This is a genomic window from Ulvibacter sp. 2305UL32-6 (genome assembly GCF_058148545.1).
In genome coordinates this window covers 900,777-913,642 of the sequence record NZ_JBYVKA010000001.1, presented here as the reverse complement: position 1 = coordinate 913,642, position 12,866 = coordinate 900,777, and the positions used below count along the sequence as shown (strand labels likewise).

Here is a 12,866-nt window from a genome sequence, read left to right as displayed (position 1 = left end):
TTTTATAATACAATTTCACAAAATGCCAATCCGTTGAAAGAACAGATGTTCTACAATGTTGAAAAGGCGTTATCTGAGTACAAGAACGCAACTCAATTAAACTTGCGTGATCAGGAATTATTTTACTTGCCAAATAATATTCAGCAGCTTAAAAAGTTGGTTTTCCTCAATGCCATGCGAAATCATCTTGAAAGATGGGATACAAAGGTGTTTGAACTTCAAAACCTCGAAGTATTAAACTTAAAAGCTAATAATTTAGGGGTGATTCCTCCCGACATCAAGCGGTTAAAGCGTTTAATAAAACTAGATATAGCCGACAATAATATATCTAAAATTTCTGAAAAAATAGGTGTATTAAAGAGACTTAGATATCTCTACATTTCTGGAAATAGTTTGGTTTTTTTACCTATAAGTATAGGTAATTGTGAGCAGTTGGAAGTTTTGCAGCTTGATAATAACCAACTAAGCTATTTGCCAAGTACAATGGCTAACTTAAATGCCTTGAGAGTTCTGAATATTGGTTATAACCAATTTTATGAACTAGATACTCAATGGAATGGTTTAAAAGATTTACAAGAGTTGAATTTGGAGCATAATTACTTAAGAACTCTCCCTGTTAATATTGGAAGACTAAAAAACTTGAAGACCCTTATTTTAAATAATAATGATCTTCAAGAAGTGCCAGCGAGTCTTTCTACCTTAGAAAATCTTGAATTGGCCATTTTATCCAACAATAATTTAAAAATGTTACCACAAGATATTTCGGGCTTGAAAAATTTAAAAACCCTTATTCTTACACATAATAACTTCAATGAGAAAGAACAAGATCGTATAAAGAAAGCGCTACCCGGATGTGTAGTTTATTTTTAATGGGTAATCCTGAAACTAGGAAACAATGCTTTCAATAGCCGTTTGGCTGTTTATGTAATGTCAAGATAACTAGCTAGCCCATGAGCACATCCCAATGAATAATTACGTGGTAAATAAACAAACCGAGATAAATACAAGTCGCAAAGAACTTGATAAAGGTTGAGGTTAAAAAGCCAATAAAAGAACCGAAGGCAGCTTTTAATGCGAGTTTGCTTTCGGTTTTATTAACGACCAGTTCGCCAATTAGGGCGCCCACAAACGGACCGATCAAAATACCTAGCGGAATAGGAGCGAAGATCCCCACAAACAAACCAATGATGGCGCCCCAGGCACCCGCTTTACTACCACCAAATTTCTTGGTTCCAATGGCGGGAATAATGTAGTCTAAGATATAAATGGCGATCGCCACAACGCCTGTAATACTAATAAAGACCCAATCAAATTCGAGCGAAGGCGCAAGAAATAGAATAATAAGTCCGAGCCACGAGATGGGCGTCCCAGGAATTACGGGTAAAACACTGCCGGCAATACCAACAAGCATTAGAAAGAATCCGAGAATCACTAAAAATATATCCATAGTTGCTTGGTTAGACGCACATTCTTAACCGACGTTACAAATTTTATAACTAAAAAGTTAGTTTAAACTAAATATTTAGTTATATTTGATCTTAGAAAGGAGTTGAAACCTTTTAAGATCATCATCAGTTAGTTTTAAATCACAGTAAAAGATACCCGTATCTACGGGAGTTACCTATGAAACAATTAACAAAAGCCGAAGAAGATATCATGCAGGTGCTCTGGACCCTTGGCGAGGGCAATGTGGCAGCCATTATTGATGAGCTTCCCGAACCAAAACCCGCATACAACACCGTTTCTACCATCGTTCGTATTCTGGAGAGTAAAGACTTTGTAGATTACCGCAAGGAAGGACGGGGTCATATCTACTTTCCGAAGGTAAAAAAAGAAGCCTATAGCAATCAGTCGTTACATAAGTTAGTCGACGGCTATTTTCAGGGTTCTTTTAAAAGCATGGTCTCTTTCTTTATGAAGAAAAACGATATCAACATGACCGAAATGGAAGCCATTTTGGAGGAGATCAACAAAGAAGACAAAAAATGATACATTATATCATCCAAATTGTTGTTTTTCAGCTGCTATTTTTAGCGGTTTACGATCTTTTTCTGAAGAAAGAAACCTTTTTTCAGTACAACCGACTTTACTTAATTGCAACGCCGATTGTAAGTTTAATTCTCCCTTGGCTTCGTATTGAAGCGGTAGAGCGAATCATTCCTTCGGGATATACCGTGCAACTTCCGGAAGTATTGATCGGTGGGTTTTCAGAAACGACCCTCATTCAATTGAACCCGGTCACAGTGACGGGAACGGCGCAAAATGTTTGGACCTTGTTTGAGTGGATCCAAAATATTTGGCTTGCCGGAGCAATTTTAGCCACGGCTTGGCTATTGGTAAAGCTCTTCCGCATTGCAAAATTAAAGCGACAAGGAACAACGCAAAAATGGAACGGAATGAAATTGGTGATTCTTCCTAAAACCGATACCGCCTTTTCCTTTTTCAATACTATTTTTCTAGGTGAAGATCTTTCCGAAGCACAAAAAGAAAGTATTTTATTGCACGAACAAACCCATATTAAACAACGCCATACAGCCGATCTGCTTATTTTTGAACTGCAACGGATCCTCTTTTGGTTTAATCCGTTGGTATATATTTTTCAGAATCGCATCATAACGCTTCAAGAGTATATCGCCGATGCACAAGCGAGCAGTAAAAGCACAAAAAAAGCCTACTACCAATCATTGCTTTCACAAGTTTTTCAAACGGAAGCTATTTCATTTATAAATCCATTTTTTAATCAATCATTAATCCGCTTGAATGTTTTCGGACTGAAGTTTTCCTTCGGAAAGGGCGACGGACAAGTAAAAAAACGAATCGTTATGCTACAAAAATCAAAATCCAAGAACCCTTTATTACTGAAGTATTTACTCCTCATCCCGATGATCTGCGGAATGTTATTGTACACAGCTTGCACCAACGAAGCTGGCACAAAAGCAGAAGAGAGTGAGAGTACAGACTATGTCGCTGGAAGCGAAGACAGTGAGATCATTCAACGTGTTAACGACCTGCTAGAGGCGGTTGCGAAAAAAGGAAATATTTCTAAAGAAGAAGAAGATGCCTTAAAGCAATTACACGTTTTAACCTCTCCCGAAGGCGTGAATAGTTCGTCGTTTGACGATGTGAAAGATCAAGTGACCATTCCGTTTGGTGCCATACAACAAGTACCGGTTTATCCAGGATGTGAAGGCGATAAGGAAGCGCTAAAAAGCTGTTTTTCTCAAAAAATAGCTGCCTTTGTAGGTGCTGAATTTAATACAAAAATAGCACCCGAGAGTGTTTCGGGAAGACAGCGTATTTCGACGCAATTTAAAATAGATCGCCAAGGAAATGTAGTAGATATCAAGGCAAAAGCCGAGTTTCCTGCTTTTGAAGCAGAAGCAATTCGTGTGTTGAAAAAGTTACCACAAATGACGCCTGGTATGAACGACGGTAAAAAAGTAAGTGTGATGTATTCACTGCCGATCATGTTTGAAATAAAATAGTCAATCTAGTTTCGGTTTTTTATACAGAGAAAGCTAGCTGCGATAGATGATTCTATTTTAGCTAGCTTTTTTATGTTTATTCATGGCTATTTCAGAAAGAATTCTTGCTAGGTATGTACGATGTTCGCGTAAATTTGTACTTTTCACGAACTATTTTTTCCTGAAAATGAAACAACTACTCTTTGTTGGTATCTTCTTGTTGGCAACTTCTTGCCAGTTCTTTGATACGGAAAAAATTACTTCCGAAGCATTCTACGAACAAGAAATGAAAACGATCGATTGGAAATGCGTTGATCAATATCCAGCGTTTCCGAACTGTGAGAACGAAACTGAAAAAGCGGTGCAAAAAACTTGCTTTACACAAGCGCTTTCTGAACATATCTATGGTACGATCGCTGAGAAGGAATTAAAGACCGCAATACAGCTTCGGGATACAATTATTATGAATTTTTCTGTAGAAAAGAATGCAACACTCAAAGTAACACACATTGCCATAGACAGTACGCTGCAGCAGTCTTTTCCGCTCTTAGAAGACTGGTTGATGAAAAGTGTTGAAGAGATCCATTTAATTGCACCAGCCTACAAGCGTGGCGTTCCTGTGCAGACTCGATTTACCTTACCGATTGTGGTTCAAACGGGCAACTAAAGCGCGAATTTATAACCTAAAGTCAGATTGACTGGAAATTCATCGCCTTGTTCTAGACCAATGGCAACAATGTCGTTATAAGCAAGCGTGAGATATCCGTTTCCTAAGGCAATATCTGCTCCAAGGCCAAAGCTTCCGGGTGTTCTAAAATCACCTCCAGAAACACTTTTAGTCACCTCGTTGTCATTTTCGTCTAGAACAACAATATCGCGGCTTACATTTATATACGATGCACCTTTGGCAGTGACAAAGACATCAAATTTGGGCTGCATCACAAACTTAAAACGATAGTTTAACGATAGTTCCGAAGAAGAAAATTCGTAATCACTACTGCTCAAAAGCTGGGTAAATTGAAACAAAATAGCGTGGCGCTTTAATTTTACATTGTCGATGATCTCAAAATCGATCCCAAATGCTGGTAGAAAAGAATTGTCTGGATTTACAAAGTAAGCGTTGTTGCTAATTCCCGCAAAACCACCTAAACGCAATGCTAAATCGATATTTTCGGTTTCAGTCGTATAATTTGGATCTACCTTTTCATTATAGGCATTCACAAACTTTTTAAGACCCGGGCGTGTGAATTTCACCTTGCTTACGTCAATATTTATATCACCTCGTTCTAAAATTAAAGTATCTATATATTCTTCTTGATAATTGCCATCAACGCGCGTATTTTTTAACTCAGTAAGCTTTTCATCTTTCTTTATAAAATAGCGATATTCTCCATTAACGGTCGTCCATAAAAGAGTAAGCGGACCATTAACTTCTGTTTGTAAAGTATACTGCTTACCGTCAACAGTGTATTGTTGTTGTGCGAATATTGCGGTCGTAGCAAGTAGGGAAGCTAAGACCAAAAAGGTTTGTAGGCGTTTCATAAGGGCTTGATTTAAAGCTTAAAGATAAAAATTTTATCGGTTTAATGGTGATGCATCCTGCCTTTCCATTGATAGGTTGTAAATAAACTTCGGAAAACCACAATTGTTGTTATGATGGCATAGGCAATAAAACTTCTGAAAAAATAAAGGAGGTTTATTTTTCTTCGGAAGAAGCCTGCGCTTTGCCCAATGATCAAACTATCGATAAACATTTTGAAAATGACAATGCCTATCATCCAAAAAAATGTGGTTCTCCCGAAGCACAATGCCAACGGAAAAAGCAGCACATACAAATTCATAGCAAAAACGAGCACCCCTAAAATTTTATTCAACCACGATCGCTGTTTTGAAGTTTTAGAAGCCCAACGGACCCGTTGTGAAATAACGCTTTTCCACGAAATTTCCGTTTTGGTTGTTACAATAGCGTCATTCGATTTGAGGTATTTTATCTGCTTCGGAAATGTACGCACCATTTTTTCAAGCAGAAAAATATCATCTCCGCTAGCAATATGTTGGTTGCCACCAAACCCGCCCACTTGGTGAAATGCTTCTTTTTTGTAAGCTATATTCGCGCCATTACAGAGCAAGGGGTGATCAAGCGCAAAACTTACTGCCGTGATGCCTTGTAAGCTCCAATTATCGAACGTTTGGTATTGATGAATAAAACCGTCACACGGTATATAATCAACGGGAGCGGCTACAAATAGCGCGTCTGTTTTTTGAATAAAAGCATCATAGGTTTGTAGCCAAAGTGGGTTTATAACACAATCGGCGTCTGTGGTGATGATCCAATCATGCGTTGCTATGGCTATTGCCGTGTTGATAGCATCTTTTTTAGGCGAAGCCGTTTTACGAATGTTTTTTATACAGCGAATGTTTAGATCTTGAGCCGAATTGGCCATCCATTGGGCAATAATTTCTTCGGAAGTATCTGTAGAATCATCATCAATGAGTATGATCTCAAAAAGCTCTTTGGGATACTGAAGAGCGCTCAAACTATTCAGAAGTCCCGGAAGGTTTTCTGCTTCGTTTCTAAACGGAATCACGACCGAAAATCGCGTTAGCGGTATTTGTTTTTTAGAAACAAATCTCGAGCGCGTTACATTTCCGAAGAAAAACAACAGCATGATCACACCATAGAACGCAGGAATAATAAGGAACCAAATCATGCTATTTTTGGCTTAAAAGTGAGCACATAAAAACTCCCCCAGATGGCTGGGATCACAAAATTAAGTAACCACATGGCTAAAACGGTGCAGAGTACGGGCAGTTCAGGAATACCAGCCAAACTGAAGAGCCAAACGGCAACGCCCCCGCGCACCACCACATCTAAAATAAAAAGTGTGGGAATGATGGAAACGAGCAAATACATGGCAAAAATGATTGGCAAGAGGATCCAAATGGATTCATTGACGCCAAAAAAGCGGAGCAGCGCATAAAAAAGGAGGCTAAAAAGCGTGTAGCGAATGAGGCTATAAGTAGCTATTTTTAGTTTTATTTGCGCTGAAAGTTGCTTGAGATAGAGCCAAACTTTGGCGATAGTAAAACCTTTTACCAACAGCTCACGCTCTTTAAATAGGTAGGCTAAAAAGGCAAAAAGAAGTACTATGATAAAGAGTAACGCAAGATTAAAAAGCGATATCGAAATATCAAAATACGCATGCACGAATGCTAGTCCGATGACCCCAAAAATAACCGTTACGCACATTTGCATTCCGTTGCTAAAAAAGTTGAGTAATAAGATCTGTTTTCGTTTTGAAGGCTCGTAATACATGGCTTTCGCGCCGTAATCACCAATGCGGTTGGGTGTAATTAGCGAAACAGTTAAAGCCGATAAACTTTGTTTTGTGGCGGTCCAAAAGGGTATTTTTTCTACCGCTGAGACTACAGTTTTCCACTTTAATATTTCAAAAAACCAATTTGATATGGTGAGAAATACAAAGAGAAGAAGATACGCTGTGGTTTGGGTATTTCTCTTTAAACTGGTGGTGAATTGCTCGATAGTTTGTGCGTTGGTGTCTTGTAATTTTACGTAGATATAGCCAAAGGTTGCAGCGAGTATCAAAACTTTTAGGGCAACGAGTAGATATTGTTTAGCTTTGTGGGATAGGGTGACCATCAAAAACGAAGTTACTTAATTTAAGTCGTATATGCCTTCAGAAAAAATCATTTTAGGAATTGATCCAGGAACCACCATTATGGGTTTTGGGCTAATAAAAGTGGTGGGTAAAAAGATGGAGTTTTTGCAATTAAATGAGTTGCAACTTTCAAAATACGACGATCATTATGTGCGCCTAAAGTATATTTTTGCACGAACTATTGAGCTTATTGAGACGTTTCATCCCGATGAGATCGCGATTGAAGCGCCGTTCTTCGGAAAGAACGTACAGTCGATGCTTAAACTGGGTCGTGCCCAAGGCGTAGCTATGGCGGCCGGACTTTCACGCGATATTCCTATCACCGAATATTCACCCAAAAAGATCAAAATGGCCATTACCGGGAACGGAAACGCGAGCAAAGAACAGGTGGCGAAAATGCTGCAAAGTACCTTGGGCTTAAAGGAACTTCCTAAGAATTTGGATAGTACCGACGGACTCGCAGCGGCGGTGTGTCATTTTTATAATTCCGGAAAAATTGAAGGAGGTAAAAGTTATTCGGGCTGGTCGGCTTTTGTAAAACAGAACGAGAAAAGGGTGAAGAAATAAGTTGTGATTAGTGAACAGTAAACGGCTGTAGCAAGAATTTTATATTTTCATTAAATCATTAAATCATTAATTAGTGTCAGGTATCTACATCCACATCCCTTTTTGCAAGCAGGCCTGTCATTATTGTGACTTTCATTTTTCGACATCTCTCAAGAAAAAAGATGTGCTTATTGCTGCTATTTGCACCGAATTAGAACTTCGGAAGGGAGAATTGAAAGGAGAAGTAGAAACTATTTATTTTGGTGGCGGAACACCGTCTTTATTGACTTCCGAAGAAATTGCGATGCTTATTGAAGCGGTTTATCAAAATTTTAAAGTTTCCGAAGCCTCAGAAATTACCTTGGAGGCAAATCCAGATGACCTAACCGAAGCCACCATCAAATCACTTGCTAATTCACAGATCAACCGATTGTCTATTGGCGTACAATCTTTTTTTGAAGAAGATCTCAAACTTATGAATCGCGCGCATAATGCGACCGAAGCGGAGACAAGTATCAAGTTTGCACAACAGTATTTCGACAACATAAGTATCGATCTTATTTACGGGATTCCGGGAATGAACAATACGCGCTGGCTTGCCAATATTGAAAAAGCATTGTCGTTTAAGGTTCCGCATCTTTCCTGTTATGCGCTTACTGTGGAACCTAAGACGGCCTTAAAAAGTTTTATTGAAAAAGGACTTATCGCTCCTGTAAACGATGAGCAAGCCCAAGAACATCATACATTGTTGGTTGAAGCGTTAGAAACGGCGGGCTATGAGAATTATGAGTTTTCCAATTTTAGCAAACCAGCATTTCATTCGCGAAATAACACAGCCTATTGGCATGGAAAGCCTTATTTGGGCGTAGGGCCGTCGGCACATAGCTTTGACGGTGATACTCGAAGTTGGAATGTAGCAAACAACACAAAATATATAAAGGAAATAGCACTACAGCAATTGCCTTTGGAGCGGGAAACACTTTCAGAAAGAGATAAATATAACGAATATGTCATGACGCGATTGCGCGTTGCGGCCGGGATCTCATTAGACGAAGTTGAAAGTAAGTTTGGGGAGAATTATGTAAACTATTTACAAACTCAGGCAGCACAATTTTTAAAATTAGGATTGCTCGAGCTTGATTCAAAACAGCTAAAGGTCACCAAAAAAGGAAAGTTTTTAAGCGATGGTATTGCCAGCGATCTTTTTAAATTAACGGACTAAGGGCCTTTAAAGCATGCCATAGTAGCAGATTATTGTATATTGTTCTTATTAAAATTTATATGCGAGCAACCATTCACATCCACGATATAGCGTATCAAATAGATCTTCAGCACCCTTTGGATATTTCAATCCCATTACGCGCTACGGCAGAGAATCCGGAGGCTTGGTATTTGGAAAAGCCCGTGATCAAACCTGTTGAATTAGACGGTTGGATTGCCAAGGTTTCTGAAGGCGCTTCGGTGAATTTTAATAACATCGCTTTTAATCCGCATGCCCACGGAACTCATACCGAATGTGTTGGACATATTTCGGAAGAATTTCACTCGATAAATGACGCGCTAACAACTTTTTTCTTTACTGCGGAAGTGATTTCGGTAACTCCCGAAATGAAGGGAGAAGACCGCATTATTTCCGAAGCAGAAATAAAGAAATTATTAGCGGGTAAAACGCCTGAAGCAGTCGTGATTAGAACACTGCCCAACACATCCGAAAAGAAATCGAAGCATTATTCGCATACCAACTGGCCATACGTAGCGGAAGCAGCGGCACGCTATTTGCACGATCTAGGAGTAAAGCATTTGCTGATCGATCTGCCTTCGGTAGATAGAGAAAAAGACGATGGTAAGTTGTTGGCCCATAAAGCATTTTGGAACTACCCGAATGCTACGAGATATGATGCGACCATCACCGAATTTATTTTTGTATCGAATGATATTGCCGATGGTTCATACCTTTTAAATTTACAGATCGCGCCGTTTCATAACGATGCAACGCCTAGTAAACCTGTACTTTATAAGTTAATGCAATGAAAGGAATTATTAAATTAGAAGAGCTGGCTCAATTTATGGGAGCCATCGTGTTATTTGCACAATTAGATTATGCTTGGTGGTGGTTTCCATTGCTTTTGTTGACGCCAGACATCGGGATGATCGGTTATTTGATCAATACAAAGGCAGGAGCATGGACCTACAATATATTTCATCATAAAGGCATTGCAATAGTGTGTATGTTGTTGGGCTATTTTATGTTGGGAGAACCGTGGTTGTTAATAGGAATAATCCTTTATGCACATTCGGCGATGGATAGGATATTTGGCTACGGCTTAAAATATACAGACAGTTTTAAAAATACCCATTTGGGTACAATAGGAAAAGAATAAAATGGAGTTACTTTTTATAGGGCTTGCGGCTGGTGCGATCATTGCGTATTTTTTATTTGCGCGCTTTTCGTCTACGCGGAAAAAGAGCAAAACGGCCACCCAGTCGGTTATTTTGATGGAAAAGATCCGGAGCGTCTGTAAACTAATTACGGTGGAAGGAGATTTCTCTGAAATTTATCACTACGAAAATGTCAAAGACAAATGGCTTAATTTGATCATTGGGAAGAAAAAGGCGCTCGTATTGATCGAAGCCAAGGCCCATGTTGGTTTTGACCTTTCGAAGATCAAGATGGACGCCAACAACAAAACGAAAACAATTACGCTGCATGATTTTCCGCAGCCGCAGTTGATGACGGTGGAAACCGATTTTAAGTACTACGACAAAAAAGAAGGCTGGCTCAATCCGTTTACCGCTTCAGATCTTACGGAGATCAATGCCGAAGCCAAACAGCACATCATCGATAAGGTACCCGGAAGTGGCGTGATGGAAGAAGCCACAAAGCAAGCGTTAGAGTCTATTCAGTTGATGGAAAAGTTAGTTGAAACCATCAATTGGAAGCTGGATTATTCGGCGTTAACGCTCGATACACCTCAAATCAAACAAATTCTCTCTAAAAATGAAGTTGCTTAGCACAATTTTTATTCTTGTCTGTTTGACATTTCATATTGGCTTCGCACAGGATTATGAACGTGTTGATGCCACCATTCAACTCTACCCAAATACGGTACAAACTCCTGAAGAACTCAGTAAGTTTATTACACGCGATTTTACTTCGGAAGAGGAGAAAGTACGCGCCATTTATAGCTGGATGATTCACAACATTGCGTATTATCCCGAGGCGTATAAAATGTTTAACTACAACTTTAAAGACTATCGCGAGCGCAATCAGAAAGAAGAAAAGACCCGAAATAGGATCATTTCCTTTACGCTGCAAGAAGGATTAGCCGTTTGTGAAGGCTATGCCATGACATTTGAACGGCTTTTAGAATTGCAAGGAATTTCAAATTATGTGGTTCGCGGAGATACCAAGACCCATTTTAAGGATATTGGAAGAGCTTTTGATACCAATCATATGTGGAATGTTGCAGTGATCGATGCGCAACCCTATCTTTTTGATCTCACTTGGGGAGCAGGGCGATTTAATGGGAAATTCATCAAAGAGCCTTCGTATTTTTATTACAAGACCAATCCAGAATTATTCTTTAAAACACACTATCCCGAAATGTTGGAAGACGCCTTTGTTTCCGAAATTATTAGCAGAGAAGATTTCGCACAGCGTCCTATTTTGATAAAAAAGGAGTTGCGCTATTCGGAGTTGGAAACACCAAAAAACGGACACCTCTCTTCGGAAGCTTATTTTGGCGAGATCCCTTTTAAGATTGTTACGCAGGCTCCTAAAAAGATCTCGTATTCCTTCGGAAAAGAGCATAAAACCATCCCTTTTTCCGAAGAAAACAACGCGATCGTTTTTGCTATACCAATTGAATTGGGTGCCGAACACCTTCTTATTTTCTTCGATGATCAACCAGCCTTAGGCTATAAAATGGACTGATATGAATTTTGAAGAGGTGCGTGGTTATTGTATCAATAAAAAAGGCGTTAGTGAGTCGTTTCCCTTTGATGAAAGTACATTAGTTTTCAAAGTCATGGGAAAAATGTTTGCTCTGTGTGGCCTTGATCGAGTGCCTGCGGAAGTAAATCTAAAGTGTGACCCTGAAAGAGCTATAGCACTTCGTGAAGAATATGATGGCAGCATTCGTGGGGCTTATCATATGAGCAAAATACACTGGAATAGTGTTGAAATTGACGGAAATGTACCGCCCAAATTGGTCATAGCATTGATCGATCACTCGTATGATCTAGTGGTTTCAAAACTTACCCGAAAACTTAAAGATGAGCTTGAGCAGCTCTAGGAAATAGATTTTCGAAATTCAGATGGCGTACAACCCTTTTCTTTTTTAAACCTTCGGTTAAAATTAGAAAGGTTTTGAAATCCGTTTGTTTCAGCGATATCTGTTATGGATGATTCGGGAAAGTCAATCAATGCCTTTGAAGCAGCTTCAATTCGTAATTCATTTAAAAACTGACCGTATGTTTTCCGCGTATGTTTTTTAAAATATTTACAAAATGCGTTGGGTGTCATTGTGGCTTCCATCGCAATTCGTTGCAGACTGATGGCTTCCTTAAAATGTTGTAATGTATACGCAAATACCGCATTTAAGCGCTTTCCTTCCACTTCATTAAACTTTTTTTCAGAAATATAAGACGACAAGCGTTCGTAGCGAGCACTATTGAGTGTTTTTAGTAATTGCATAAAATAGAGGAAACGATCTATTTTTTGAGTTTTTTCAACGGCAAGAAATAACGACCTGACCTTGTCTGATGATTTTGTAATACGGAAACCGTGTGTTGCTTTTTTAAAGAAGGACTGCAATGATCGCAGTTCTTCAGTCGCAAAAAAATGTGTTCCAAAGCTATCCTTCGTAAAAAATACGGTGAGCATATGTGAATCCTGATCTTTTTGGGGATCACTTTTAAATACATGCGGGATATTTCCACCGAGTATAATGACGTCATTTGTGCTGTAGTGATTTACTGTGTCTCCCACAAGTAACGAGCCTTCCCCTTGGCGTATCCAACTAAGCTGAATTTCCTCGTGTTGATGTAGCGTATCGTAAAACGAAGCTTGTTTGTCTTCTTGAACAATGAGCGCGTCCTTTTTTGGCTTCGGAATAGTGAACGGTAAAACTTTCATAAGTGTTCAAATAATATTCTAAATTATGCATAATATTTT

16 protein-coding genes are annotated in these 12,866 nt (G+C 39.1%); 11 read left to right on the top strand and 5 right to left on the bottom strand.

Going from position 1 to position 12,866, the window contains the following annotated elements; all coding sequences use genetic code 11:
• Positions 1 to 33 precede the first annotated feature (33 nt).
• Entirely contained in the window at positions 34 to 870 is an 837-nt protein-coding gene (locus ACY2RU_RS04435) for a leucine-rich repeat domain-containing protein (RefSeq protein ID WP_490137197.1), read from the top strand.
• A gap of 73 nt (positions 871 to 943) precedes the next feature.
• Here ACY2RU_RS04435 and ACY2RU_RS04430 read toward each other — a convergent pair whose 3' ends face one another.
• Positions 944 to 1,447, bottom strand: a complete 504-nt coding sequence (locus ACY2RU_RS04430; RefSeq protein ID WP_490137196.1) for a DUF456 domain-containing protein — start codon at positions 1,445 to 1,447, stop codon at positions 944 to 946.
• A gap of 176 nt (positions 1,448 to 1,623) precedes the next feature.
• Here ACY2RU_RS04430 and ACY2RU_RS04425 point away from each other — a divergent pair, with 176 nt between their 5' ends.
• The 3 genes from ACY2RU_RS04425 to ACY2RU_RS04415 all read left to right on the top strand — a co-directional run bounded on the left by ACY2RU_RS04425 (position 1,624) and on the right by ACY2RU_RS04415 (position 4,131).
• Positions 1,624 to 1,989: a BlaI/MecI/CopY family transcriptional regulator gene (locus tag ACY2RU_RS04425; RefSeq protein WP_490137195.1), complete on the top strand. Its 366-nt coding sequence runs from the start codon at positions 1,624 to 1,626 to the stop codon at positions 1,987 to 1,989.
• Complete coding sequence (locus tag ACY2RU_RS04420) at positions 1,986 to 3,485, top strand: M56 family metallopeptidase (protein WP_490137194.1); 1,500 nt, start codon at positions 1,986 to 1,988, stop codon at positions 3,483 to 3,485. The genes ACY2RU_RS04425 and ACY2RU_RS04420 overlap by 4 nt, the downstream gene beginning before the upstream one ends.
• Positions 3,486 to 3,651: 166 nt before the next feature.
• Positions 3,652 to 4,131, top strand: coding sequence for a hypothetical protein (locus ACY2RU_RS04415; protein WP_490137193.1), 480 nt, complete (start codon positions 3,652 to 3,654; stop codon positions 4,129 to 4,131).
• Here ACY2RU_RS04415 and ACY2RU_RS04410 read toward each other — a convergent pair.
• From ACY2RU_RS04410 to ACY2RU_RS04400, 3 genes are read right to left on the bottom strand one after another with little or no spacing between them, the layout of a single operon-like run.
• On the bottom strand, positions 4,128 to 5,006 hold the full coding sequence (locus ACY2RU_RS04410; protein WP_490137192.1) for a hypothetical protein: 879 nt from the start codon (positions 5,004 to 5,006) through the stop codon (positions 4,128 to 4,130). The genes ACY2RU_RS04415 and ACY2RU_RS04410 overlap by 4 nt on opposite strands.
• Before the next feature lie 41 nt (positions 5,007 to 5,047).
• Positions 5,048 to 6,175, bottom strand: coding sequence for a glycosyltransferase family 2 protein (locus ACY2RU_RS04405; protein ID WP_490137191.1), 1,128 nt, complete (start codon positions 6,173 to 6,175; stop codon positions 5,048 to 5,050).
• Positions 6,172 to 7,125, bottom strand: a complete 954-nt coding sequence (locus ACY2RU_RS04400; RefSeq protein WP_490137190.1) for a lysylphosphatidylglycerol synthase domain-containing protein — start codon at positions 7,123 to 7,125, stop codon at positions 6,172 to 6,174. The genes ACY2RU_RS04405 and ACY2RU_RS04400 overlap by 4 nt, the downstream gene beginning before the upstream one ends.
• A 31-nt stretch (positions 7,126 to 7,156) precedes the next feature.
• Here ACY2RU_RS04400 and ruvC point away from each other — a divergent pair, with 31 nt between their 5' ends.
• From ruvC to ACY2RU_RS04365, 7 genes are all read left to right on the top strand, one after another.
• The gene (gene ruvC / locus ACY2RU_RS04395) at positions 7,157 to 7,711 is read left to right on the top strand and encodes a crossover junction endodeoxyribonuclease RuvC (RefSeq protein ID WP_490137189.1); all 555 of its coding nucleotides are present in this window, start codon (positions 7,157 to 7,159) and stop codon (positions 7,709 to 7,711) included.
• A gap of 73 nt (positions 7,712 to 7,784) precedes the next feature.
• Positions 7,785 to 8,912 carry a radical SAM family heme chaperone HemW gene (hemW, locus tag ACY2RU_RS04390; RefSeq protein WP_490137188.1) on the top strand — a complete coding sequence of 376 codons (1,128 nt, stop codon included), beginning with the start codon at positions 7,785 to 7,787 and terminating at the stop codon, positions 8,910 to 8,912.
• Between the two features lie 59 nt (positions 8,913 to 8,971).
• Positions 8,972 to 9,721 (top strand): cyclase family protein, encoded by a 750-nt coding sequence (locus ACY2RU_RS04385; RefSeq protein WP_490137187.1) that lies wholly within the window; start codon positions 8,972 to 8,974, stop codon positions 9,719 to 9,721.
• Complete coding sequence (locus ACY2RU_RS04380) at positions 9,718 to 10,071, top strand: DUF4260 domain-containing protein (RefSeq protein ID WP_490137186.1); 354 nt, start codon at positions 9,718 to 9,720, stop codon at positions 10,069 to 10,071. Before ACY2RU_RS04385 ends, ACY2RU_RS04380 begins: the two co-directional genes overlap by 4 nt.
• 1 nt (position 10,072) lies before the next feature.
• Positions 10,073 to 10,702, top strand: coding sequence for a DUF4230 domain-containing protein (locus tag ACY2RU_RS04375; RefSeq protein ID WP_490137185.1), 630 nt, complete (start codon positions 10,073 to 10,075; stop codon positions 10,700 to 10,702).
• Positions 10,689 to 11,624, top strand: coding sequence for a transglutaminase domain-containing protein (locus tag ACY2RU_RS04370; protein WP_490137184.1), 936 nt, complete (start codon positions 10,689 to 10,691; stop codon positions 11,622 to 11,624). The genes ACY2RU_RS04375 and ACY2RU_RS04370 overlap by 14 nt, the downstream gene beginning before the upstream one ends.
• Position 11,625: 1 nt before the next feature.
• A complete protein-coding gene (locus tag ACY2RU_RS04365; protein ID WP_490137183.1) occupies positions 11,626 to 11,985 on the top strand; it encodes an MmcQ/YjbR family DNA-binding protein in 360 nt (119 codons plus the stop codon).
• On the opposite strand, the gene ACY2RU_RS04360 is transcribed toward ACY2RU_RS04365, so the two are convergent.
• Complete coding sequence (locus ACY2RU_RS04360) at positions 11,982 to 12,827, bottom strand: AraC family transcriptional regulator (RefSeq protein ID WP_490137182.1); 846 nt, start codon at positions 12,825 to 12,827, stop codon at positions 11,982 to 11,984. The two genes, ACY2RU_RS04365 and ACY2RU_RS04360, sit on opposite strands and share 4 nt — an antisense overlap.
• Positions 12,828 to 12,866: the final 39 nt, after the last annotated feature.